At 71.5% G+C, this 22,689-nt stretch carries 21 protein-coding genes; 9 read left to right on the forward strand and 12 right to left on the reverse strand.

The window, feature by feature from the left end; all coding sequences use genetic code 11:
- Positions 1-227 precede the first annotated feature (227 nt).
- Together FHS39_RS12045 and FHS39_RS12050 are read left to right on the forward strand one after the other, a co-directional pair.
- Positions 228-1,847, forward strand: coding sequence for a phospholipase D-like domain-containing protein (locus FHS39_RS12045; protein ID WP_343069530.1), 1,620 nt, complete (start codon positions 228-230; stop codon positions 1,845-1,847).
- 167 nt (positions 1,848-2,014) lie between these two features.
- Positions 2,015-2,941, forward strand: a complete 927-nt coding sequence (locus FHS39_RS12050; protein WP_184349262.1) for a D-alanyl-D-alanine carboxypeptidase family protein — start codon at positions 2,015-2,017, stop codon at positions 2,939-2,941.
- A 61-nt stretch (positions 2,942-3,002) separates the two neighbouring features.
- Here the strand turns inward: FHS39_RS12050 and FHS39_RS12055 are convergent, their stop codons facing one another.
- The 9 genes from FHS39_RS12055 to FHS39_RS12095 form a co-directional block, all read right to left on the reverse strand.
- Positions 3,003-3,941 carry an alpha/beta fold hydrolase gene (locus FHS39_RS12055; RefSeq protein ID WP_184349263.1) on the reverse strand — a complete coding sequence of 313 codons (939 nt, stop codon included), beginning with the start codon at positions 3,939-3,941 and terminating at the stop codon, positions 3,003-3,005.
- Positions 3,942-4,041: 100 nt separating this feature from the next.
- Positions 4,042-5,343 carry a wax ester/triacylglycerol synthase domain-containing protein gene (locus tag FHS39_RS12060; protein ID WP_184349264.1) on the reverse strand — a complete coding sequence of 434 codons (1,302 nt, stop codon included), beginning with the start codon at positions 5,341-5,343 and terminating at the stop codon, positions 4,042-4,044.
- Positions 5,344-5,377: 34 nt separating this feature from the next.
- Positions 5,378-6,646 carry a glycosyltransferase gene (locus FHS39_RS12065; protein WP_184349265.1) on the reverse strand — a complete coding sequence of 423 codons (1,269 nt, stop codon included), beginning with the start codon at positions 6,644-6,646 and terminating at the stop codon, positions 5,378-5,380.
- Between the two features lie 67 nt (positions 6,647-6,713).
- The gene (locus FHS39_RS12070) at positions 6,714-8,273 is read right to left on the reverse strand and encodes an alpha/beta hydrolase (protein WP_184349266.1); all 1,560 of its coding nucleotides are present in this window, start codon (positions 8,271-8,273) and stop codon (positions 6,714-6,716) included.
- A gap of 125 nt (positions 8,274-8,398) precedes the next feature.
- Positions 8,399-8,641, reverse strand: a complete 243-nt coding sequence (locus FHS39_RS12075; protein WP_184349267.1) for a hypothetical protein — start codon at positions 8,639-8,641, stop codon at positions 8,399-8,401.
- 13 nt (positions 8,642-8,654) lie between these two features.
- Positions 8,655-8,948 (reverse strand): hypothetical protein, encoded by a 294-nt coding sequence (locus FHS39_RS12080; RefSeq protein ID WP_184349268.1) that lies wholly within the window; start codon positions 8,946-8,948, stop codon positions 8,655-8,657.
- 58 nt (positions 8,949-9,006) lie between these two features.
- Positions 9,007-10,161, reverse strand: a complete 1,155-nt coding sequence (locus FHS39_RS12085; RefSeq protein WP_184349269.1) for an amidohydrolase family protein — start codon at positions 10,159-10,161, stop codon at positions 9,007-9,009.
- Complete coding sequence (locus FHS39_RS12090) at positions 10,161-11,519, reverse strand: type I glutamate--ammonia ligase (RefSeq protein ID WP_184349270.1); 1,359 nt, start codon at positions 11,517-11,519, stop codon at positions 10,161-10,163. Before FHS39_RS12090 ends, FHS39_RS12085 begins: the two co-directional genes overlap by 1 nt.
- Before the next feature lie 164 nt (positions 11,520-11,683).
- Positions 11,684-12,901, reverse strand: coding sequence for a serine hydrolase domain-containing protein (locus FHS39_RS12095; protein WP_184349271.1), 1,218 nt, complete (start codon positions 12,899-12,901; stop codon positions 11,684-11,686).
- Positions 12,902-13,561: 660 nt separating this feature from the next.
- Here FHS39_RS12095 and FHS39_RS12100 point away from each other — a divergent pair.
- A complete protein-coding gene (locus FHS39_RS12100) occupies positions 13,562-13,828 on the forward strand; it encodes a hypothetical protein (RefSeq protein ID WP_184349272.1) in 267 nt (88 codons plus the stop codon).
- 27 nt (positions 13,829-13,855) lie between these two features.
- Here the strand turns inward: FHS39_RS12100 and FHS39_RS12105 are convergent, their stop codons facing one another.
- The gene (locus FHS39_RS12105) at positions 13,856-14,224 is read right to left on the reverse strand and encodes a hypothetical protein (RefSeq protein WP_184349273.1); all 369 of its coding nucleotides are present in this window, start codon (positions 14,222-14,224) and stop codon (positions 13,856-13,858) included.
- Positions 14,225-14,397: 173 nt separating this feature from the next.
- Between FHS39_RS12105 and FHS39_RS12110 the strand changes: the two genes are divergently transcribed.
- On the forward strand, positions 14,398-15,153 hold the full coding sequence (locus FHS39_RS12110) for an SDR family oxidoreductase (RefSeq protein WP_184349274.1): 756 nt from the start codon (positions 14,398-14,400) through the stop codon (positions 15,151-15,153).
- Here FHS39_RS12110 and FHS39_RS12115 read toward each other — a convergent pair.
- Positions 15,138-16,565 carry an NB-ARC domain-containing protein gene (locus FHS39_RS12115; protein ID WP_184349275.1) on the reverse strand — a complete coding sequence of 476 codons (1,428 nt, stop codon included), beginning with the start codon at positions 16,563-16,565 and terminating at the stop codon, positions 15,138-15,140. The genes FHS39_RS12110 and FHS39_RS12115 overlap by 16 nt on opposite strands.
- Positions 16,566-16,765: 200 nt before the next feature.
- Here FHS39_RS12115 and FHS39_RS12120 point away from each other — a divergent pair, with 200 nt between their 5' ends.
- The 3 genes from FHS39_RS12120 (at position 16,766) to FHS39_RS12130 (ending at position 18,462) form a co-directional block, all read left to right on the forward strand.
- A complete protein-coding gene (locus tag FHS39_RS12120) occupies positions 16,766-17,080 on the forward strand; it encodes an antibiotic biosynthesis monooxygenase family protein (RefSeq protein ID WP_184349276.1) in 315 nt (104 codons plus the stop codon).
- A 107-nt stretch (positions 17,081-17,187) separates the two neighbouring features.
- On the forward strand, positions 17,188-18,123 hold the full coding sequence (locus FHS39_RS12125; protein ID WP_184349277.1) for an isoaspartyl peptidase/L-asparaginase family protein: 936 nt from the start codon (positions 17,188-17,190) through the stop codon (positions 18,121-18,123).
- Positions 18,124-18,282: 159 nt separating this feature from the next.
- Positions 18,283-18,462: a hypothetical protein gene (locus tag FHS39_RS12130; RefSeq protein ID WP_184349278.1), complete on the forward strand. Its 180-nt coding sequence runs from the start codon at positions 18,283-18,285 to the stop codon at positions 18,460-18,462.
- A gap of 7 nt (positions 18,463-18,469) precedes the next feature.
- Here FHS39_RS12130 and FHS39_RS12135 read toward each other — a convergent pair whose 3' ends face one another.
- On the reverse strand, positions 18,470-19,717 hold the full coding sequence (locus FHS39_RS12135) for a SpoIIE family protein phosphatase (protein ID WP_343069532.1): 1,248 nt from the start codon (positions 19,715-19,717) through the stop codon (positions 18,470-18,472).
- A gap of 237 nt (positions 19,718-19,954) precedes the next feature.
- Between FHS39_RS12135 and FHS39_RS12140 the strand changes: the two genes are divergently transcribed.
- Together FHS39_RS12140 and FHS39_RS12145 are read left to right on the forward strand one after the other, a co-directional pair.
- Entirely contained in the window at positions 19,955-21,382 is a 1,428-nt protein-coding gene (locus FHS39_RS12140; protein WP_184349279.1) for a family 2B encapsulin nanocompartment shell protein, read from the forward strand.
- A gap of 46 nt (positions 21,383-21,428) precedes the next feature.
- Positions 21,429-22,631: a family 2 encapsulin nanocompartment cargo protein terpene cyclase gene (locus FHS39_RS12145; protein WP_184349280.1), complete on the forward strand. Its 1,203-nt coding sequence runs from the start codon at positions 21,429-21,431 to the stop codon at positions 22,629-22,631.
- Positions 22,632-22,689 lie beyond the last annotated feature (58 nt).

Below are 22,689 nucleotides of genomic sequence, written 5' to 3' on the forward strand. Positions count from 1 at the left end.
TTTCCTGTCTCCCTAGAAGCTATGGCCAGAGATCGGCCGGAGTGATCCGTCCATGAGCCGGTCTGCCCGTACCTCTGCGGACGGGTTCCGGCGGGCGGTGTCATCCCCGAGATGTACACCCCGTGCTACGTGAGTCCACCAGGCACCGGGACGGTGTCATGCATTCCGGTTCACCTGGTAGTTTCAGCGAGTTGATCATGTATACACACCGAGTTAAGGAAGCATCAGTGGCCCGCCACCGTATTCGCCGCTTAGGCCGTCTCGCCGGATGCGCCACGGCCTCGGCCGTCACCCTCGCCGTCCTGCCCGCCGGCCCGGCCTTCGCCGACGACTCCGCCACCCCGCACCTGGACGCGGTCGAGCGGACGCTGCGTCAGGTCTCGCCCGGCCTCGAAGGGGACGTCTGGGAGCGGACCTCGGGCAACAGGCTGGACGCCTCGGCCGCCGATCCGGCCGACTGGCTTCTGCAGACGCCCGGTTGCTGGGGCGACGACAAGTGCACCGAGCGGACCGGGACGAAGCGGCTGCTCGCCAAGATGACCGAGAACATCTCCAAGGCGACCCGCACCGTCGACATCTCCACGCTGGCGCCGTTCCCCGACGGCGCGTTCCAGGACGCCATCGTCGCCGGCCTGAAGGCCTCGACGGCCGCGGGCAACAAGCTGAAGGTCCGCATACTCGTCGGCGCCGCGCCGGTCTACCACCTGAACGTGGTGCCCTCGAAGTACCGCGACGAGCTCCAGGGCAAGCTCGGCAAGGCCGCCGACGACATCACCCTGAACGTCGCGTCGATGACGACGTCCAAGACCGCGTTCTCCTGGAACCACTCCAAACTCCTCGTCGTCGACGGGCAGTCGGCGGTCACCGGCGGCATCAACAACTGGAAGGGCGACTACCTCGACACCGCCCACCCGGTGACCGACGTCGACCTGGCCCTGACCGGGCCCGCCGCCGGCACCGCCGGGCGGTACCTGGACCAGCTGTGGACCTGGACCTGTCAGAACAAGAGCAACATCGCCAGCGTCTGGTTCGCCGCCTCGGGCAGCGGCGACTGCATGCCGACGATGGAGAAGGACGCGGCGCCCAAGACGGCGGCCGCCACCGGCAACGTGCCGGTGATCGCCGTCGGTGGCCTCGGCGTGGGCATCAAGGACTCCGACCCGTCCTCGCCCTTCCGCCCCACCCTGCCGACCGCCCCCGACACCAAGTGCGTGGTGGGCCTGCACGACAACACCAACGGCGACCGCGACTACGACACGGTCAACCCCGAGGAGAGCGCACTGCGCTCGCTGATCTCCAGCGCCGGCAGCCACATCGAGATCTCCCAGCAGGACCTCAACGCGACCTGCCCGCCGCTGCCGCGCTACGACGTGCGCATCTACGACGCCCTCGCCGCCAAGCTCGCCGCGGGCGTCAAGGTCCGCATCGTGGTCAGCGACCCGGCCAACCGCGGCGCCGTGGGCAGCGGCGGCTATTCGCAGATCAAGTCCCTGTCCGAGATCAGCGACGTGCTCCGCAACCGCCTCGCCCAGGTCACCGGGGACCAGCAGCGCGCCAAGGCGGCGCTGTGCTCGAACCTGCAGCTGGCCACCTTCCGCAGCTCCCCGAGTGCCAAGTGGGCCGACGGACACCCGTACGCCCAGCACCACAAGCTGATCTCCGTCGACGGCTCTGCCTTCTACATCGGCTCCAAGAACCTGTACCCCTCATGGCTGCAGGACTTCGGCTACATCGTGGAGAGCCCGGAGGCCGCGGGGCAACTCGACACCAAGCTGCTCCAGCCGCAGTGGAAGTACTCGCAGGAAACGGCCACGGTCGACTACACGCGGGGCATTTGCTCCCTGTGAGCCGGCGGGTGCCCGCACCGCACAGGTGCGGGCACCGTGTCCAACGAGACTTCGGCCGATAAGACCATCCCTTTTCACTCTTTGGTGAACAGAATTTCTCCGGACTCCCGGGGGAGTGCAACCATGCGCTCGCCCGAATCCGATGAGCGAGGAATTCTGGAGACCACATGGAACGATGCGGGGGACGTGCGGTCCGTCGATGGGGAGCGGCGCTGACCGCCTCGGCCGCGGCCGTCGCGATCACCCTCCCGGCGGCCACCGCGCAGGCGGCGGACGGCCCGGCGGGAATCGGCGCCAAGGGCGCCTACCTGCTCGACAGCGGCGCCAACCGGCCGCTGTGGAGCAGGGCCGCGGACACCCGGCGGCAGATGGCCAGCACCACCAAGATCATGACAGCCGTCGTGGTCCTGGACGGCCACGCCGCGGACCTGGACAAGCAGATCACCGTCAAGCAGGCCTACCGCGACTGGGTCGCCGACCACGCCGCCAGCACCGCCGACCTGCGCACCGGCGACAAGCTGACCGTACGGCAGCTGCTCTACGGCCTGATGCTGCCCTCCGGCTGCGACGCCGCGTATGCGCTCGCCGACACCTTCGGCAGCGGCGACACCGAAGAGGAACGCGCCGAGTCGTTCATCGGAAAGATGAACGAAAAGGCCGTCGAACTGGGCCTGCGCAATACCCATTACGATTCGTTCGACGGAATTTCCGCGCACGGCGGCAACTACACCACGCCGCGCGACCTGGCGCAGCTTTCCCGGCACGCGCTCGGAAACGGCACATTCGCCACCGTGATGAAGTCGATGAGCGTCGTGCAGAAGGCGAAGAACGTCGACCGCATCTACACCTGGTACAACACCAACAAGCTGCTGGGTTCCTACCAGGGCGTGATCGGCATCAAGACCGGCTCGACGCGAGCCGCCGGCCCCTGTCTGACGTTCGCCGCCCGGCGCGGCGGCCGTACGGTCGTGGGCGTCATCCTCAACGACCCGACCGGCCGCTACCCCGACGCCGCGAAGATGCTGGACTACGCCTTCCGCACGCGCACGCCCATGAAGCTGCGCCAACTGCCCTTCGGCGCACACGAGGACTGACGGCGGAACCACGACGCCCGGGCTCCGGCGGCCGCGGGCCACCGGAGCCCGGGCGTCGGTGTCAGCGCCCTTCCGGGATGCGCGGGGCGGGCAGCTGAGCCCTGGCCCGGTGCCGGAAGCGCTCGACGGGGTGGCAGTACTCCAGCCCGGCCAGGGGGGCGTCCGAGAAGAAGCGGACCAGCAGGTCCACCAGCTCCTCCGGGCATTCGAGGTGGACGAGGTGGTCGGCATCCCGCAGCGTGGTGAACCGGGCGTCCGCACACTGGGCCGCGACCTCCCGGCTCAGCGCGGGGGTGGCCAGCGGATCGTGCTCACCCGTCGCCACCAGCACCGGCACCCGCACCCCGGGACCGCCGGGCAGCTCGGCGTGGTCGAGCAGCCGCCGGGAGTTCTCCCGGTACTTCACGAGGTCCTCGGCGCTCATGTCGTGCAGGGCGCGGGACAGACAGCGGATGACCGTGGACCGCCGCGAGATTGTCACCCGGGGCGAGAAGCACACCATGCCCTCCAGGACGCTCTCCACGAACTCCTCGCGCTTGCCCTGCTCGGCCATGCGTACGGTGTGGCGGACCCGGTCGCGGACGGCCTCCGTCAGATGCGCCATGGTGCCGACGAGCGCCACCCGCCCGGCCCGCTCGGGGTGGTTGCGCGCCCAGCGGTGGGCCACGGCGCTCCCGTACGAGGTGCCCAGCACGTTGACCGGGCCCGGCGCGACCTTGAGCAGCAGCTGGTCGAGGGCCTCGGCGAGGAAGTCGAATCCGTACCGGGCGGGCAGCCGGTCCGCCCCGCCCCAGCCCGGCAGGTCCACCGTGACCACACTGGCCACTTCGCGAAACCCCTGTTCCAGACGGCCCCATGCGTTCTGGTACTGGAACGCCCCGCCGACCAGAACGATGGGCGCCAGTCTGGCGTCCGGCTGGTGGACGATCCGGCCGCTGTACGCATAACCGTCGATGGTGAGCGGAATAGCCTCTTCCAAGAGTGCGGTACGCGTAGCCAAAGCCGTCTCCGAGTCTCGTGGTTGTCTTCACCTGTGGAACGACGGCCGCGCGGGGACGTTACTGCCGACCGGACCACGTGCCCGGGGAACGGCCGTCCGCTCATGTCCCCATGGCCCGGATCTCCTCCCGGATCAGCTCCGGGATCCGCGCCGCCAGCTCGCGGTGTGCCTGGTCCGTCACGGCCGTCACCACCACGCTCGCGTCGTGCAGGATCATGGTCAGGGCCAGCGGATGGCCGGGACTGAGCGGAGCCAGCCCCGCCACGGCGGCCAGGCGTGCGGAACCCAGCGCGAGCGGACCGGTGTACGTCGCCGCGCTGCTGCACAGCAGCGAGGAGTACAGCGGCGAGTCCGCGTAGCGGCCGAGGGCGTCGCTCAGCAGGCCGTACCGCCGCGGCGCCGACGACACCATCAGCGCCTGCGCCCGGGCCCGCTCCTTGAGCGCCGCCCGCCGGGTGAAGGCGTCGACGGCCGCGAGCCGTTGCACCGGACGCCCCCGGGCGGGCAGCGGCACCCGGACCGTGGCGTAGTGATTGCCCAGCACCACCGTCTCGCCCTCGGTCCGCACGTCGACGGGCACCATCGCGCACACCCCCGGCAGGGGCAGCCGGCCCGTCACCCCCGCGGAGCGCAGCGCCCCGGCCGTCGCGGCGAGGAAGACCGCGTTGGAGGAGGCCCGGCCCGTGGGCAGGGCGTCACGGGCGGCGCGCACTTCCGCCACCGGCATCCGGCTCCAGGAGACAGCGCGCCGGGTGTCCACGCGGCCGTGGAACGGCAACGGCCGGGCCCGGGGCAGGACGTCGGCCAGCGCACGGGCCAGGGCGTGCCGGGGCGGTCCCGGGTACTGCCGTGGGATCCGGGGGGACGACACCGCCCCGGCGGTCGCCTCGGGGGCCGCGAGCAGCGCCCGCAGCAGCGTGATGAGCGACATCCCGTCGAGCAGCGCGTGATGGGCCCGCAGCAGCAGCGCGAAACCGCCCTCCACCGGCACCAGATGCAGCTGCCACGGTGGTCTCGACGGGCCCAGCGGCTGGGCGAGCAGCTGTGCGGCCAGGCCCTCCAGGGCCGCGGACCCGGTGGCCGGGAGCGAGGTGATGTGCTGCGCTGGATCGAAGTCGGGCCCGCCGGTCCACCGCGGCCAGTCGAGATGGGCCGGGTGGAAGCCGGGGGTCAGGCGCAGCCGTGCGTACGGGCCCCAGCGTCGTTGCGCCAGGGCACGCAGCTCCGGCAGCGCGGGCGGGGTGCCCTCGAACCAGGCGAGCAGCCCCGTCGTCATACAGACCGCCCCACTGCTCTGGTGCCGGTGCAGCCAGGCGTCCAGCGGCGGCATCTCGACTCCGGCCGACCGCTCGGCGTCGTGGCGGGACGCGGCGAGGGCCGCGGGCGGCTTGGATGGTGTCATGGTGTCGTCCTCTCGTTCCGGGCTTGCAACAGCGCTACGGCCGTACGCCGAGGCGCGCCCCCGCGCCCGCCTCCGCGATGCCCCGGGCGACCGCGCCCGCCCCGTCCTCCAGGCCCACTCGGGCGGCCAGTTCGGCGGCCCGCAAGGTGTAGCGGGGATCGCCCGTGACACGCCGCAGGGCCTCGGCCAGGCGGTCGGCGTTCAGCCCGGACAGCGGCAGCACCCCCGGGCTCACCCCCAGCCGCACCAGCCGGGCAGCCCACCAGGGCTGGTCGGTCATCACCGGCACCGGCACCGAGGGCACCGCGGCCCGCAGCCCGGCCGCCGTCGTCCCGGCCCCGGCGTGGTGCACCACCGCGGCCATCCGCGGCATGAGCCAGCCGTGCGGCAGCGCGCCGACCGTGATGACGTCGTCGTTGACCACGGACAGCCCGGCCCAGCCGGACTGGACGACACCGCGCAGCCCGGCCTTGCGCAGTGCGCGGGCGGTGATCCCGGCGAGTCGCTCGGGCCCGCCCGGCATCATGCTGCCGAAGCCCACGAGCACCGGCGGCGGACCGGCCGCCAGGAAGTCGGTCACCAACGCGGGCGGCTCCCAGTCCGGGCACTCGTGCGGCCACCAGTAGCCCGCGACCCGCAGCCCGGGGCGCCAGTCGGCCGGGCGCGGCAGCACGACGGGGCTGTAGCCGTGCCAGATGGGCCACCGGCTGCGCTCCCGGTCCGAGCGGAGCCGGTGGCCGCTGCGGAAGGCGAGGCCGAGCCGGGCGTGCAGCGCGCGGTTCGCGGCCCCGTACAGGGCGTCGAGGACGGCATTGGCGGCGTGCCCGCGAAGCCGGTTGGCCTGCCCCGGGGGCTGCCAGGGCGTGGTGCACGGCGAGAATGCGGCCGTCGGGGTGTCGGGCTGCAGGAAGGCCCCCATGCTCGGCAGCCCGTGATACTGCGCCACGACCCTGCCCAGCGGCGCGACCAGCGACGACAGCAGGAGCAGATCGGCCTTGGGATCCACCGCGGAGAGCAGCCCGTCGGCGAGCGCCACGGCTGCGCGCCGGGTGGCGCGTACGAACTCCAGAGCGGCACCCGGAGAACGGCCGGGCGCCCGCAGGCGCTCGTGCGCCCCCAGCAGCTCCTCGAAGGGGTCCGCGCCCAGCGGCCGCATCCGCAGCCCGCAACAGGTCACCACGTCCGCGAACTTGGCGTGCGTGACGATCTCCACGTCGTGCCCTTCGTCCCTCAGCCGGTGCCCGAGACCGGTGTAGGGGGCCACGGAGCCCGTCGTGCCCGCTGTGATGATCTGGATGCGCATGTTCCCCGGCCTTCCTGCCGCCTTGCCGTCTCAACGAGAGGGCACCCGGACCGGATACGGCGCCGTGCTACTTCGCCGCCCCGACGGGCACGGGCAGCGGATTGGCGGCACAGGTGGTGTCGTGCGTGGGAGCCGCGCCGGTGAGCAGGTAGTCGTCGACCAACTTGTCCACACAGGCGTTGTTGTTGTGGTACTGGCCGTGGTCGCCACCGCCGACGACGGTGACCAGGCGCGAGTTGCGCAGCGCCTTGTGGGCGCGCACCGCACCCTCGTAATAAGTCGCGGGGTCGTGCACCGAGTTGAGCATCAGCGTGGTCGGCAGCCCCTTGCCCGTGACCTTCACCTTCGGCGCCGGGGACGTCGGCCAGTACGCGCACACCGACGCGAAGGCCAGCTCGCGGGCACCGAGCAGCGGCAGGGTGCGAGTGTCCTTGGCGCTCTGCGCCTTCCAGTAGTCGGTGTCCCGCGTCCACGGCGTGTCGTTGCAGGTCACCGAGAAGTACTCGGCAAGGAAGTCCGGGCTGAGGTATTCGCCGAACACCTTGCCCGCCATCCCCTTCTCCTGCGGCGTCGCGGTGTCCCAGTGGTCGAGTGCGGCGAGCGAGCCGGCGAGCGCCGGGAAGCCCTGCTCGGCGTTGTATATGGTCCGGATCGCGCCGTTGTCGAGCTGGTTGGCGCCGATCGTCACCGAGCCGATGACCAGCGGCTTGTCATGCAGGGCCTGCCGCTGCTTCTCCCACTTCGCCTTGACCTCCGCCACCGTGCGTCCGTAGTGGTAGACGCTGTCGTACTTGGCCAGCCACGGCAGGAAGTCCTGTTCGAAACGGCGCTGGAAGCTCATGGGCTGGGCCTGCATGAACTCCTCCCACGTGCCGTTGAACGCGATGTTGCTGTCCAGCACGGCCCGCTCGACGCGCTGCGGGAACTCCGTGGCGTAATAGGCGCCGATCATCGTGGCGTAGGAGGGCCCGTAGTACGAGATCTTCTCCACGCCGAGCAGGGAGCGGTACAGGTCCATGTCCCGCACCGTCTGATCGGTGTTCAGGTACGGCAGAAGCCCGCCGCTGCGCTCCTTGCAGTTCTCGGCCAGCTTGCGCGAGCGGTCCAGCACGCCCTTGAGGGCGGCGGGGGAGCGGTCCCGGTAGTCGCCCTGGAGGAAGTCCTGGAACTCCTGGTCGGTCTGGCACACCGCCCGCGTGCTGCGGCCCACCCCGCGCTGGTCGAAGCTGACCACGTCGTAGGCCGCGCCCACCGCGGGCGAGTCCTTGACGAAGCCCTCGGGCCGGCCCAGGCCGGAGGCGCCCGGTCCGCCCGCGGCCATCATCAGCACCCCGCGCCGCTTGGCCGGGTCGCCCGCCCGGTGCCGGGAGACGGCGATGCTGATGTCCGGTCCGGCGTCGGGGTGGTGCCAGTCGCGGGGGACGGTCATCGTCGCGCACTCCAGCGACGAACCCTTGTCGCAGGGCTGCCAGTCGAGGTGCTGCTGGGCGTAGCGGGCCGGGACGGTCGGCCGGGCCTGGGACTGTGCCTGGGCCACGGACGCCGGAAGGACGGCGGCGGCGATGGCCGCCGTGACCACACCGGACAGAGCGGCCGCCGAACGCTGTGACTTACCGAGCTTGAACATCGATCCTCCTGGGCGGGTTGGGCTATGCATCGATGTTCCGCCCCGGCGCGCTCGTGATCGATCCCGCTGCTATCCGTCTCGGGGGTGGTGCTGGTGCCACCCCCGAGACGCAGCGGCCGGCCCGGTCAGCCCAGGTAGTCGATCTGATAGATGTGCAGCGTCTTTGTCTGGTGGCCCAGGTAGATGACGGCGAACACCTCGTCCAGCACGAGCATCCGCATGATTCCGTCGTCTTCGCCGTAGGGCACGGTCGCGGCGAGGGGGTCCGTGCAGGCCGCGGCGAGGACGTCGCTGAGCTGCTCGCTCACCGGCTGGGGGAGCGAGTCCCAGACGGCGGCTATCGTCGCATCGTATTTGAGCGCGTACACCTTGCTCAGGGTGTCAGCTGCAGGCCGCTCCGCGGGAGCGAATGAGGGCAGCGTCCTCCTGCACCTTCTGGGTGATGTCGATCCACTCGCCCGGCACCTCGCCTCCGGCGGCCTCGGCCGCGGCGGCCTGGCGGCCCCGTTCGACCGCGGCGAGCGTGCGTTCGGCGATGCCCTGCCATTTGGCGAACACGGTCAGTACTTCGTGTGCCGGGGCCCGGCCGATCTCGCTGACGAAGCGCCGGGAGAGGTCGGGACTGCCGAGGGCGTCGCGGATGCGCTCGATGCTCCACACCTGGCCGGTGTTCATGGGTCCTCCCCGCGTCGGCGGCTCGACGGCCCAGGGTAGCGAAAGAGCCCCCGCCGTATCAGGGGAACCCTCGGTGGTCGTGCACCGGCGTGCGCACGGCCAGCCCGTACACGCGCCGCGCGTTGCCCGCGCCGATCAGCTCCGCCACCCGCTCCGCGTCCCCGGACGACCAGGCGTCCTCCCGCACCCACCCGGTCAGCAGCCGCGTCAGCGCCTGCCGGAAGAGCTCGACGCCCACGACATAGCGCTCCGGCAGCCCGTGCGCGTCCGTGGAGAACAGCAGCTTCCCGAACGGCGTCAGCTCCAGCGTCTCCGACAGCACCGCCTCGGCACTCGCCCCCACGTGCGAGAGGTTCAGCCCCACGTCCGCGTAGACGTGCGGAAAGACGTTGGCGAGGTAGGCGGCCCCGCGGTGGTACGGATAGCCGTGCAGCAGCACCAGCGTGCAGCCGGTGGGCCGGACCGCTCGTACGAAGTCGGTGAGCAGCAGCGGATCGCAGCGGTGCAGGCTCAGGTCCGGGTCGCCGAAGCCGGTGTGCAGCTGGATCGGCCGCCCGGTGTGTACGGCCGACCACAACAGGTGCCGCAGCAGCACGGGGTCGGTCAGCCGCCCGCCCGGTGCCCGCGTGCCGAGCCACCGGTCGGCCGCCGCCCGCACCTCGGCTTCCCGCGGCGGCTCCGGCGGGAGGTCGAGCCCGAAGCGGTACGCGGCCACCGATTTGAAGCCCACCGCCGTGCCCGCGGCCTTCTCCACCGCGTCGGCGAGGGCGTCGAGGAACGCGGCGCGGCTGCCGGAGCGGTCGGCGATCCGCTCGGCCAGCCACTCCAGGCGGACGATCTCGTGGCAGGCCGCGCCCGCGCCCGCCGCCGCGAGCTCGTGCGGGGCCAGCAGGCCGTCGGTCAGCCCGGTGTCCACCACGTAGTCGGCGATGCCGGTGGAGCCCAGGAGCCGGCGGTTGACCTCGGCGGCGCCCAGTTCGCGGCGCCGCCGCAGGTAGTCCTCGGGCGGGCAGTGCGGTTCGAGGTCCAGGAGGGGCGGGCACCAGCGCCGTACGGCGAAGCCCAGCTGGGTGTCGAAGAAGGTGGTGCCGGGCGCGGGCGGCGCGTCGGACTCGGAGAGGTAGGCGGCGAAGGCGTCGGGTGCGAGGTCGTGGCGGGCCACGCCGTGGCAGTGGTGGTCCACCAGCGGGGGCAGCGGCAGCGGTGCGGACATCAGTACCGCCCGCGGGTGGCGGCCGCGATGTCCTGCGGGGCGACGCCTTCGAAGCGTGCCGCCTCCGCCCTGCGGACCGCGGCAATGGCCTCGAAGAGGGGGTCTCCGAGGGCCTCGCGCAGCACGGCCGAGCGCTGGAAGTGCTCCAGCGCCTCGGCCAGGGAGGTGGGCAGCCGCCGCTGCCCACCGGTGGTGGCGGGGTCGCCCGCGACCGGCGGCGGCAGGGTCAGCCCGGCGTCGATTCCGGCGAGCCCCGCGGCGGTGACCGCGCCGACCACCAGATAGGGGTTGGCGGCCGGGTCGAAGCACTTGACCTCGGCGTTGGCGGCCCCGGACGCGTCCGGGGCGCCCGTGATGAAGCGCAGCGCCGCCTCCCGGTTCTCCAGGCCCCAGCACTGGAACGCCCCCGCCCAGTGAGAGGGTTCGAGCCGCAGATAGCTGGCGGGTGAGGGCGCACCGATGGCGAGCAGCGCGGGCAGTTCGCGCAGCACGCCGGCGAGGAAGGCCTCGCATTCCCGGGTCATGCCGAACGGGCCGTCGCCGCCCCCGCACACATTGCGGTCGTCCCGCCACAGGCTGAGGTGCAGGTGCGCGCCGTTGCCGACCGTGCCCGCCTCGACGACGGGCCCGAAGAAGGTGTCCAGGCCGTGCCGTGCGGACACCGCCCGGATGGTTTCGCGGACCAGCACGACGAGATCGGCCGCGCCGACCGGGTCGGTGGGGGCCACCGACACCTCGAACTGGCCGGGGGAGTACTCGGGATGGATCTGCAGCAGCTCGACGCGCTGTGAGGTGAGCGCGTCCACGACATCGCGCAGGTAGTCGGAAACCTCGACCACACGCGTCATCCCGTAGGCGGGCCCGACGGCCGCATAGCGCAGCTGCCCGCCCTGGCCGTCGGCGTGGGTCGCGACCCACTCGGTCTCGAAACCCGTGCTCAGCCGGAGCCCGCGCGCCGCGGCGCGCTCGGCCATCCGGCGTGCGAACTGCCGCTGGCAGGCCGGGTAGGGGCTGCCGTCCTGCTCGTAGCGGTCGACGGGCGCCCAGGCCCAGCCGGGCTGTGCGGCCAGCAGCGTCAGCCGTTCGAGGTCGGGGAAGAGCCGCAGGTCGCCGTCGGGGCCGCCGATGTGGCGGCTGGTGACGGCGGAGTCGTCGGCGAGGTAGACGTCGAAGACGGGCGACATGCCCACCCCCCATCGGGCCGTCTGCGCGAGCCTGGTGGGGGGGACGGCCTTGACGCGGGTGATGCCCGCGTTGTCCACCCAGGTCAGTGCCACGGCGCGGACGTTCTGCGCGGTGAGCTGCGCCGCCTCCTGTCGAGCCGCCGACTCCGCTTGTTCCCGTTCCGGCCTTGCCACCGCTCACTCCTCCGTCTGGGACGCCGCGCCGCCCGGGTCCGGGCCCGCTCTGCTCGTCTTAGCCGCCTGTGACCGCCCTTACACCTCGGGCTCCACACGCATGTGTCCTTCCGGCGCGGGTGCGGGTGTGCGGTCCGCGCCGGAAGGACCGGTGTGCCGGTGCGTCAGCGGAGTTCGGCGAGCGCTTCCACGGGCGAGGGGGTCCTGCTGCCGGCCGGCGGCTTGGCGGTGCCGCAGTACTCGGCTTGGACGAGCCCGTCGAGATCGGCCGCCCAGTCGTCGTTGAAGTTGAACGCGCTGGTGTGCCGGCCGTCGGCGGTGGAGGTCGCCAGTGACGTGGAGCCGTGGATGCCGCCGCTGTGCATCCAGACCGTCTTGTCGCAGGAGAGCTTGACGGCCATGACGCCGAGGCCGTACCGGCCGCCCGGGATGGCGTCGCCGGTGGGCACGGTGGTGAGGAGCTCCTGCTGCTGGTGCCGGGGGAGCAGGTCGCCGCGCAGCAGCGCCCGGTAGAAGCGGTTGAGGTCGCCGGTGGTGGAGATGATCTCACCCGCGGCCCAGCCCCAGGACGGGTTGAGTTCGGTGACGTCGTAGATCTTGGCGTCCGGGGCTTCGCTGAAGAGCTTGCTGTAGGCGCGGCCGTGCGGGGAGGGCATCCGGACGGAGCTGCCGGGCAGGGTGGTGGAGCGCAGGCCGAGCGGGCGCAGGACGCGCCGGTCGATCTCGGAGGCGTAGGGGTGGCCGGTGACCTTCTCCACGATCATTCCGGCGAGGATGTAGTTGGTGTTGGAGTAGTGCCAGCCCTGGCCGGGTGCGAAGGAGGGCTGGTGCCGCATGGCGGCCGCGACCAGTTCCTTCGGCGTGTGGGTGTCGTAGCGGTGCTCGGGGAAGCCCGTGGAGATCCATGCGTGGACGGTGGGGTCCTCGGTGTAGTTGAAGACCCCGCTGGTGTGGTTGAGGAGTTGGCGGACGGTGATCTTGTTGCCGTCGTGGCCGTGGCCCTGGACGACGCCCGGCAGGTGGTGCTCGACCGTGTCGTCGAGGCGGAGCTTGCCCTCGGCCTCCAGCTGGAGGAGGACGACGGAGGTGAACGCCTTGCTGATGCTGCCGACCCGGAAGCGGTCCTGGGGAAGGCGCGGCCGTCGGCTCTGGAGGTCGGCGACTCCGGCCGAGGCGTTCCAGGTGCCGTTCTTGTCCTGAACCTGTCCGAGAATCCCCGGTACCCCGGCGTTCTTCACCTGGGCCTCCATCGCGGCCTCGGTGGCGGCGTGGGAGCCGTTTCCGTGGGCCGGGTCGGCCGACGCGGTCGTCGTGAGGGCCGCGGTGGCGGTCGCGGCCACGACCGCTGCCACCACGGCTCTGCGTACCGTTCGTATGGTCATCTCTCCTGCCTTTCCGTGCGACGATGCGGTGTACGTCGTGCAGGACTCCGTCAACGGCGGCGACGTTGAAGGGAGTTCGGGGCGGCAGTCGAGATCCGGACACCCTCGTGCACGGCATGCGGATGCGAGCCGAGGTGTCGGAACGTCACTCGTTCGATGGAATGCACAGAAGGTAGTCAGAAGACTACGCTTGGTGTGTGCCACTGCGGGGACCTGCTGCCGGGCCGCAGTCCGCATTGCGGGCTGTGGTGGCGTTGCTGTTGTCCGCGCTGCTGGTGCTGGCCGGAGCGGCGTCCGATGCCCTCGGAGCCGTCCCCGACCGGGAAGAAGCCCCCGCCTCCACCTCCCTGACGGACGCGTCCTTCGACGAGTGCGCCGCGTGCGTGCCCGAGCAGCGTGTTCCGCGTCCCGGGAGGGTGGGGCGGCCGGCGGGCAGGCGTGCCTGCCCGCCGGCTCTGGCGCCTGCCGCCGGGGAGACCGGGGGACTCCCCGGTCGGCAGGCCGCGCCCTCGCGCCCGGGCGAAGCCATTGCCGCTGCCGCCCGGGCGCACCACTCTGTCCTGCGCTGCTGAGCGGAGCCACGTCCCGACCCCTGTCCTGGGGCCGGGACGTCGCTCGTTTTCCCGGAATGCCGGCAGTTACCACAGCAGGAGTGACGTCATGCGCATTGATGCCGCGTGCGCCCTGAGCGCCTATGTGCGCGCCGAGGCCTACCGCGCCCAGCAGCAGCCCACGCTCGACCCCGACCCCGACCCTGACTCCGAGCCCGAAGCCGAGCCCGTCCTGTCCGTTGCCGCGGCAGCGGACAGGACGGCGGCACCGGAGGGCTGTCCGGAGCCCGCCGCCCGTCCCGCGACACGCGGACAGGGAATGTTCGCCCGGATCCTGTCCCTGGGCCGGCGGCCGACCGCCCAGGGGGGAGCCTGACGGCCGGCCGCTGTGTGACGGGCGAGGTCAGTGGTCGCTGTAGCTGACGTCTCCCACGGTCCAGGCGCTCACATCCTCCAGGGCGATGCGGTACATGCCGCCGGTTTCGGGGATGCCCAGGCTGCCCTGGAGGATCCGGGCGAGATGGAAGTGCAGATGGGTCGGGGGTCCGCTCGCCTCGGTGGTCGCGCTGCGGTCCGCGAACACGGCGGAGAACAGCCCCAGACGGTCGGAGTCCCCGAGGACCTCCGCCACGCGCTGTCTCCACACGGTCTCGGGGGCGAGCCGGCCGGTGATGACGGCGCCTTGGACCACCACGGTGAGGGACATCTGGTTGCTCTGCTCCGACTCCACCAGTGCGGCGACACCGGCGAGCAGGGCGTCAGGCTTCGACATGGGCGTTGAGTTTATTGCGGAAGCCCGTAAAAGCGCCGCCAAGTCTCACCCGGCCGGGGGAGAGAGAGGGGCGGCCGGCCTTCCGGGGGCCGTGGCGGCGCTGGCATGCGATTGCGTACCTACCGCCATAAAGTGGGCGGGACCTCGCAGTATCCCTCGTCGAGGAGAGTCGCATGCCCGGCCGTACGCTCAAGGACAAGGTCGTCGTCATCGGAGGAGCATCGAGGAACCTCGGCAGCCTCATCGCCAGGGAGATCGCCTCCGACGGCGCCAAGGTGGTCGTCCACTACAACAGCCCGTCGTCGAAGGACGACGCGATGAAGACGGCCCAGGCGGTCAAGGACGCGGGCGGCGAGTCCGTCGTCCACGAGGCCGATCTGACGAAGACCGACGAGGTCGAGGGGCTCTTCGAGGTCGCGATCGGCGCCTTCGACAAGGTCGACTGCATGGTGAACACCGCGGGCATGGTGATCAAGAAGCCGATGGCCGAGGTCACCGAGGACGATTACGACAAGATGTTTGCCGTCAACTCCAAAGCGGCGTTCTTCATGATGCGCGAAGCCGCCAAACGGCTGGAGGACGGCGGAAAGATCGTCACCGTAGTGACCTCGCTGCTCGCCGCCTACACCGGCCTTTACTCGGTGTACGCGGGCAGCAAGTCACCGGTCGAGCACTTCACCCGGGCCCTGTCCAAGGAGCTGTTCGGCCGCAACATCTCCGTCAACGCCGTCGCCCCCGGCCCCATGGACACCGGATTCTTCTATCCGGCCGAGACCGAGGACTCCATCGCCTTCCACAAGTCGTCGTCGATGAACGGCGAGCTGACGAAGATCGGGGACATCGCGCCCTGTGTGAAGTTCCTGCTCACGGACGGCTGGTGGGTCAACGGCCAGACGCTGTTCGTCAACGGCGGCTACACCACCCGCTGACCCCCACCGGTGAGCACATCGGTCAGGGCCGGAACCGGGAGAGGGACCGCTTCGAGGGCGAAGAGCCGCACCAGCGGCGGGATGCGGTAACGGGGCTCACCGCTCGGCTGCCCGTCCAGGACCTCCACCAGATGGCAGTCGGTCAGGTCACCCACGATCCGGCGCGCCCGGGCGACGCCGCAGCCGAGGACCACCGCCGCACCGTACGAGCTGAACCCCTGCCGCAGGACGCCCGCCAGCCGCGGCAGCGCGCCCTGAGCCTGCTCGTCCAGCAGCGCGAACGACGCCGCCACGGCCGCCCGTACCGTCAGGTCGCCCGAGCTCAGTTCCCGCAGCCGTGTGCGCGGATCGTCCAGCACCTCCTCCACGAGCGTCCGCACGGTCCAGTGCGGGCGGGCGAGCAGCCGGCAGCCGACCGCCCGCAGCGCCAGCGGGAGGTGACCGCACACCTCCGCCACCCACGCCGCGTCGGAGCGCGCCGCGCCCAGCCGCTCCTCGCCGAGCATCCGGGCCAGGAATCGCAAGGACTCCTCCGGTCCGAAGACGCCCACCTCGATGCTGTCGGCATCCGCCAGCGCCGACAGCCGGCGGCGGCAGGTGGCGATCACGGCCGAGCTGCCCACCGCCGGGCGTGCACAGCGGACCTGTCCCTCCGTGACGGCGTCGTCCAGGACGACGAGCACCCGCTTGCGGGCCAGGAACGCGCGGAGCCGGGCGCTCGCCTCTTCCAGGGATCCGAGGCTCTCGTCCGCGGCCCCCACCGAATGCAGAATCCGGTGCACCACCTCGGCCGGCCGCAGGGCCGGGCGCCCGGCGGGGGCCAGCTCCACATACACCTGGCCATCGGGAAAGCGGGCGCGGGAGCGATGGGCGGCGTGCACGGCCAGGGCCGTTTTCCCCACTCCGGGGGGACCCGTGACCAGCATCGGACGACGGGCGGACGACGTCGGTCCGGGCACGGCCAGCGCATTGTCGAAATAGTGCAATTCCCTTTCCCGCGCCGTGAAATCGGCGAGGTCCGGGGGAAGCTCGCATGCCGCATTGCCCTGCGAATCGCAGGGGCCGTACGTGCCGGGATGCGCGGGCGCCCGGACCTCGTACGGGTCATCGGACGCGGTGCCGGGGCCGCCGCCACCGGAGTGCGAAGGCGTGCCGCCGTGCTCCGGCGCCAGCCGGGCCGACCTGGCCGCTTCCGTCAGCCGCCAGACACCTTCCTCGTCCTGGGACAGCGCTTCGGCCAGCAGTGCCACGGACCGCCGCTGCGGCCTGCCCGTCCGGCCGCGCTCCAGATCGCTGATGGCGCGGACGCTGAGGGTGGACGCGGCGGCCAGCTCCTCCTGCGTCATGCCCGCGGCGAGCCGGCAACGGCGCAGAAGCAGTCCGAACGAAAGTCCGCGGTCCTCCTCGACCACCTTTACCCCCTTGGCCGGCTTCCCCCAGGGTAGGGCCATTGTCCCGCCGGTTAAAGCGCCTCAAGTGAGGGTGATAGTCGTACTGTCGGGCCGAAGTCGGCGGAACTTCCGTGAGGCTGCGGGCGGAAACTCATGGAGTGAACGATGGTTTGTGTAGTTCCCTGAATTCACGGCAACCACGTCGACGGAGGAATGCACCCATGGCCACGGACGACACCTTCCGCGTCATCCTGCGGTTCGACGTCAAGCCCGGAAGCGGGCCCGAATTCGAGAAGGTCTGGCTGGGGGTCGGACAGGCGGTCACCGCGCTTCCGGCCAACCGCGGGCAGGTGCTCATGCGCCACAGCGACAAGGCCGACGTCTACTTCGTCCTCGGCGAGTGGGCGTCGGAGGCGGCGTTCCGGGAGTTCGAGCAGAGCGACGCGCACCTGAGGGCTCGCGCCTCGCTCCTGCCGTTCCGCAACGGCGGCAGCATCGAGACGGCGGTGGTGGTCCACCGGCTGCCCGTCTGCTGAACGCGGCGCGGCATGGCGTGAATGCGGGTGGACAGGGCCGGGCGCGGCCGTGAAGGTCGTAACGGCACCGCAACGGCCCATCACCCGAGCAGCCGAGGGGGAGCGCCATGGCCACGCCGGACGCCCGGGGCGTCGTGCTCGCCGTACACGGCGGCGCCGGAGACGCCCTGCACCGCGAGGACACCGACGCCCGCACCGAGAAGGCCTACCACGACGGGCTCGCCCACGCCCTGCGGGCCGGGCACAAGGTGCTGCTGCGCGGCGGCGACAGCGTGACGGCCGTCGAGGCGGCGGTACGCGCACTGGAGGACGAGCCCCTGTTCAACGCGGGCAAGGGGGCCGTGCTCACCGACGACGCCGGGTTCGAGCTGGACGCCTCCATCATGCGCGGCTCGGACCTGGCCGCCGGCGCGGTCGCCGGCCTCCGCCATGTGCGCAACCCCGTCTCCGCGGCCCGCCTCGTCATGGAGAAGACCGAGCATGTGCTGCTCGTGGGCGAGGCAGCCGACGTCTTCGCGGAGCGCAACGGGCTTCTGCCGGTGACCCAGGACTACTTCTGGACGCAACAGCGGTGGGACGAACTGATACAGGCGAAGCAGCCCACCGGAACGGCCGCGCCGCAGACGACCGGAACCGTGGGAGCGGTCGCGATCGACCGGGAGCACGGCCTCGCCGCCGCGACGTCGACCGGCGGCATGGTCAACAAGATGGCGGGCAGGGTCGGCGACTCGCCCCTGGTGGGAGCGGGCACGTACGCCAAGAACGGCACGGTCGCGGCGAGCGCCACCGGCCACGGCGAAGTCTTCATCCGCGGCACGGCGACCGCGACCATCGGCCACCTGATCGAGTTCGGCGGCCGCGACGTGGCGTCGGCGGCCTACGAGGTCGTCGTCGAACGGCTGCCCGGCCTGGGCGGCACGGGAGGCGTGATAGCACTCGACGCCCAAGGTCTGCTGGCGGCTCCGTACAGCAGCGAGAGCATGCTGCACGGCTATGTGACGGCGGACGGAAGGCTGGTGACCAGGGTATTCCCGGACGAGTAGCCGCGGCCCGGGGGAGCACAGCGAGGCACCAGCTTCGCCGATCGGGCGACACTCCGTGCACGTCCGGTCGCCTCCGGGAAGGGTGCACGCGCCGCCCCGCCGTGTGAATCTGGAAGGAAGGGGTCCGTAGTCCAAGAGATCGGATCAGTCATGATCGGGATGCCGTGGAGAAAGCACAAGGAGACCCGCGCCGCCGGTCAGCAGGGTGATCAGCGGGACAAGGCCGCGGGCGCCGTGGAGCAGGAGCGGGAGAAGACGGCGGAGGAGCGCCCCTACAAGCCCGCTCAGGAGCAGGACGTGCTCGGCTGGGGGCACCGCACGGACATGAACCCTCCGTGAATTCGGGTCACCGTCGGCAGCGCTCGACCGCGACCAGCGCGACGTCGTCGTGCAAGGCGCCGCCCGCGTGGTCGAGGAGGTCGTCGTGCAGGCGTTCGACGAGCCGCTGGGGGTCGGTCTCCCGCCAGGCGGCCATCCGCTCGGCGAGCGGGTAGAAGGTGCCCTGCGCGTCGCGGGTCTCGACGACACCGTCGGTGTAGAGCAGGAGCAGATCGCCGGTCGCGTAGGGGAACCGCTCGGGCGTGTAGTCGTCCTCCGTGAGGCTGCGGCCCACGCCGAGGGGGAGCCCGGGATCCAGCACGGCCAGCTCCTCGACCGTGCCCTCGTGCATCAGCAGCGGCGGGGGATGGCCACAGTTGATCAGGTCGACCACTTCCTCGTCGTCGGGGATCTCGAGGATCGCCGCCGTGACGAAGCCCTCGCCGGCCGAGGTGTCGTCGAAGGGCTCCTCCACGTCCCAGTAGACGGTGTTGTGCAGGTGGGCCACGAGCCGGGGCAGCGGCGGGTTCCGGTGGGCGGCGGCCCGGTAGGCGCCGAGGAGCAAGCCGGCGTCGCTGATGGCCGTCAGCCCTTTGCCTCGCACGTCGCCGATCATGATCCGCGTGCCTCCGACGGCGCGGACGGCGGCGTAGAGGTCGCCGCCGATGCGGGCCTCGGCCTCGGCCGCCACGTACACCGCCGCCAGCCGCAGCGGGCCGATCCTGGACGGCAGGGGCCGCAGCAGCACCCGCTGGGCGGCGTCGGCGACCGACCGGGTCTGGTCCAGCACCCTCTCGCGCCGGTCGTACATGAGGCGCAGGCCCACCACGAAGAGGGTGACGACGACAAGGGCGAAGATCTGTGCCTCGTGGCTGGTCGTCGTCACCCCTCCGTGGACGACGCCGATGAACACCTGCGCGACCACGGCCAGCACCCCGACCAGGGCGGTGAGCAGCGGGCTGCCGAAGGCCGCCGTGATCGCCGGGGCCGCGACCAGCAGAGGCCCGAGGTGGATGTTCGGCCCTGCCGCCACGTCGGCCACGACGATCAGCACGATGAGCGCGATCGGGATCACGACCAGCATGCGGTGCGGGCGCCGTGGTTCCACGCGTCCGGTGAGGTGGTGCGGAAGGCGCATGTTTCCTGGATACCTGCACCGCGCCCGTGGCGCCCGCCGGGCGGTGAACAGCACGTTATCGGCCACCTCGGTCACGGACATCCTCATGTCGAGGCTGTCGCCGATGACCTTGCCCGGCATGCCAAGAATGCGGATCATCATGGCATAACAGGCAGGATTGCCGTCCCGGCGGCCGTCCATCACCCCGGGAGTCCGGAGCGGTCCGCACCAGCCCGTATCCCGCCTGTGGCGCAAATGCACCGGTGCCGACCCGGTCATCTCGACCAACATCATTAAGCGCTGCTTCACTTGCGCGGCGGGAGCTCCTTGTCGCCCGATCGGGCGCATTCAAGGGGCTCTCTCTTGACGCATGCGCCCAGATGGAAAGGGACCGGGATGGCGACCGCAGCGCACCGGCAGCAGCCGGAGCAGCCCGAACAGCAGGCAGGCCTGGCGCAGCTCAGCCTGGGTATCGCCGCTGCGCGGAACCTGGCGACCACCACCAAGAGCGTCCCGCAGATGCAGGGCATCAGCTCGCGGTGGCTGCTGCGCATGCTGCCCTGGGTGGAGGTGAAGGGCGGCGCGTACCGCGTCAACCGGCGCCTGGCCTACGAGGTCGGCGACGGCCGGGTCACGTTCGTCCAGGAAGGGGCCACGGTCCGGGTCGTCCCCGCGGAGCTCGGGGAACTGCCGCTGCTGCGCGGCTTCCACGACGACGAGACGCTGCGGGCCCTGGCCGAGCGCTGCCGGCAGCGGGAATACGAACCCGGCCAGGTGATCGCCGAACGGGGCCGGGCCGTCGACCACGTCTATCTCATCGCGCGCGGCAAGGTGGAGAAGGCCGGCACCGGGAAGTACGGCGAGGAGACCCGGCGCGGCGTGCTGACCGACGGCGGGTTCTTCGGCGCCCAGGCGGTGGCCGAAGAGCCTGGCGAGTGGGCGTTCACGGCACGCGCCATGACGGCCTGCACCGTCCTGGCCCTGCCCCGGGACGCGTACAAGGAGGTGGCGGCCCGCAGCGAGCGGCTGCGGGACCACGTCCGGCTGCGCCAGGACGAGAAGGCGCGGCCGCAGAACAAGAAGGGCGAGGCGAACATCGCCCTCGCCTCCGGCCACACCGGCGAGCCGGTGCTGCCGGGCACCTTCGTCGACTACGAGCTTGCCCCCCGCGAGTACGAACTGAGCGTGGCGCAGACGATCCTCCGGGTGCACAGCCGGGTCGCCGACCTCTACAACGACCCCATGGACCAGGTCGAGCAGCAACTGCGGCTGACCATCGAGGCGCTGCGCGAGCGTCAGGAAGCCGAGCTGGTCAACAACCCCGAATTCGGCCTGCTGCACAACGCCGACTACAGCCAGCGCATCTCGACCCACTCCGGCCCGCCCACGCCCGACGACATGGACGAGCTGCTGAGCATGCGGCGGGGCACCAAGGCCTTCTTCGCCCACCCCCGGGCCATTTCCGCCCTCGCCCGCGAGTGCAACAAGCGGGGCCTGTCCTTCGACAGCGCCGACGTCGGCGGCCACCCGGTCCCCGCCTGGCGGGGCGTGCCGATCCTCCCCTGCGGCAAGCTCCCCGTCTCGGAAGAGGGCACTTCCGCCATCCTCGCCATGCGCCTGGGCGAGGCCGAACAAGGCGTGGTCGGCCTGCGGCAGACCGGTATCCCGGACGAGTACGAGCCCGGCCTGAACGTGCGGTTCATGGGCATCAACGACCAGGCCCTCATCTCCTACCTGGTGAGCACCTACTACTCGGCGGCCGTTCTGGTCCCCGACGCGCTCGGCGTCCTCGAGAACGTCGAGGTCTTCCACACCCCGTCCTGACGGGCACCCCGGAACAGAGAGAGAACCGGAACAGAGAGAAGAAGCTGTGTCACTGCTGTCCCGGATCACGGCGCCCACGGCCCGCAACGACGTGGCGCGGCTGGTGTCCACGCTGCTCACCCACCACCAGGGCGTGCGCCGTTCCGCGCCGCAGACGCTGCCCGGAACCGCCCCCCGCCCGACGGGCACCGCCCTGCCCACCGGGCCGACCGGGCCGGGCACCTCCGCCGCCCGTATCGCGGCCCGGAAGGCCTCGAATCCGGCCGGCGCCACCCCCGACGAGCGTGGGGCCGGCGTCCCGGAGCTGTACTGCCCGCCCGCGCTCCGGGACGACCCGGCACTCGGCCGGGAGGTCAACGACCACCTGGTGGAGTGGGCCGACGAGGTCGGGATCTACGCCGGACGGCTCGACCGCGTCCGCGCGGCGGACTTCGGGCGCCTGATGATGCTGGCCCACCCCGACACCGACGACCCGGACCGGCTGCTGGCGGCGGGCAAGTGCGCGCTGGCGGAGTGGGCCACGGACGACTACTACTGCGACGACGAGACCGTGGGCTCCAGGCCCGAACTCCTCGGCTCGCACCTCGGACTCGCCTACGCGGCCACCGACCCCGCCCACCTCCCGGCCCGCTACGCGCCCGCCTGGGAAAGGGACATGCAGAGCGACCCCGTACGTGTCGCCCTGCGCTCGGGCCTCGACCACCTGGCCCGGTACGCGGAGTCGTCCCAGGTGGCCCGGCTGCGACACGAAGTGGCCGTCCTCTTTGTGGGCTACGGCCAGGAAGGCTCCTGGCGGTCCCGGGGCCACATGCCCGGCGTCCACGAATACCTCGCCCACCGCCAGATCAACAGCTTCCTCCCCTGCATCGCACTGACCGACGTGGTGGGCGGCTACGCACTGCCCGCAACCGAGTACGCCGACCCGCGCGTGCGCCGCGCCGTGACGACGGCCGCGACGGCGAGCACGCTCGTCAACGACCTGTACTCGATGACGAAGGAACACGCCTCCTCGGGCGTGGAGTTCAACTTGCCCCTCGTGATCGCCGAGGAAGAGCGGTGCTCGCCGCGCGAAGCGATCGAGCGGAGTGCGGAGATCCACGACGAGCTGGTACGCGCCTTCGAGGCGGAGGCGGCGGCCCTCGCCCTCACCGGCTCGCCGCAGCTGCGCCGGTTCCTCGCGGGTGTGTGGGCCTGGCTCGGCGGCAACCGCGAATGGCACAGCGGCAGCCCCCGCTACAACGCCGCCTGAGCCCGCCCCCCTTTCTTGTCACCACACCCGTCCCCCTGCACGCATGCCGTAAGGAGCA

It is taken from the genome of Streptomyces olivoverticillatus (genome assembly GCF_014203555.1).
Classification (GTDB): Bacteria; Actinomycetota; Actinomycetes; order Streptomycetales; family Streptomycetaceae; genus Streptomyces; species Streptomyces olivoverticillatus.

What these genes read in the sequence shown, in the direction of transcription:
- FHS39_RS12085 (WP_184349269.1), bottom strand. Translation starts at nt 10,161, where the DNA reads ATGTCCGCACCGCTGCCGCTGCCCCCGCTGGTGGACCACCACTGCCAC.
- FHS39_RS12050 (WP_184349262.1), top strand. Translation starts at nt 2,015, where the DNA reads ATGGAACGATGCGGGGGACGTGCGGTCCGTCGATGGGGAGCGGCGCTG.
- FHS39_RS12105 (WP_184349273.1), bottom strand. Translation starts at nt 14,224, where the DNA reads ATGTCGAAGCCTGACGCCCTGCTCGCCGGTGTCGCCGCACTGGTGGAG.
- FHS39_RS12125 (WP_184349277.1), top strand. Translation starts at nt 17,188, where the DNA reads ATGGCCACGCCGGACGCCCGGGGCGTCGTGCTCGCCGTACACGGCGGC.
- FHS39_RS12080 (WP_184349268.1), bottom strand. Translation starts at nt 8,948, where the DNA reads ATGAACACCGGCCAGGTGTGGAGCATCGAGCGCATCCGCGACGCCCTC.
- FHS39_RS12130 (WP_184349278.1), top strand. Translation starts at nt 18,283, where the DNA reads ATGCCGTGGAGAAAGCACAAGGAGACCCGCGCCGCCGGTCAGCAGGGT.
- FHS39_RS12070 (WP_184349266.1), bottom strand. Translation starts at nt 8,273, where the DNA reads ATGTTCAAGCTCGGTAAGTCACAGCGTTCGGCGGCCGCTCTGTCCGGT.
- FHS39_RS12060 (WP_184349264.1), bottom strand. Translation starts at nt 5,343, where the DNA reads ATGACACCATCCAAGCCGCCCGCGGCCCTCGCCGCGTCCCGCCACGAC.
- FHS39_RS12120 (WP_184349276.1), top strand. Translation starts at nt 16,766, where the DNA reads ATGGCCACGGACGACACCTTCCGCGTCATCCTGCGGTTCGACGTCAAG.
- FHS39_RS12095 (WP_184349271.1), bottom strand. Translation starts at nt 12,901, where the DNA reads ATGACCATACGAACGGTACGCAGAGCCGTGGTGGCAGCGGTCGTGGCC.
- FHS39_RS12065 (WP_184349265.1), bottom strand. Translation starts at nt 6,646, where the DNA reads ATGCGCATCCAGATCATCACAGCGGGCACGACGGGCTCCGTGGCCCCC.
- FHS39_RS12140 (WP_184349279.1), top strand. Translation starts at nt 19,955, where the DNA reads ATGGCGACCGCAGCGCACCGGCAGCAGCCGGAGCAGCCCGAACAGCAG.
- FHS39_RS12100 (WP_184349272.1), top strand. Translation starts at nt 13,562, where the DNA reads ATGCGCATTGATGCCGCGTGCGCCCTGAGCGCCTATGTGCGCGCCGAG.
- FHS39_RS12110 (WP_184349274.1), top strand. Translation starts at nt 14,398, where the DNA reads ATGCCCGGCCGTACGCTCAAGGACAAGGTCGTCGTCATCGGAGGAGCA.
- FHS39_RS12135 (WP_343069532.1), bottom strand. Translation starts at nt 19,717, where the DNA reads ATGATCCGCATTCTTGGCATGCCGGGCAAGGTCATCGGCGACAGCCTC.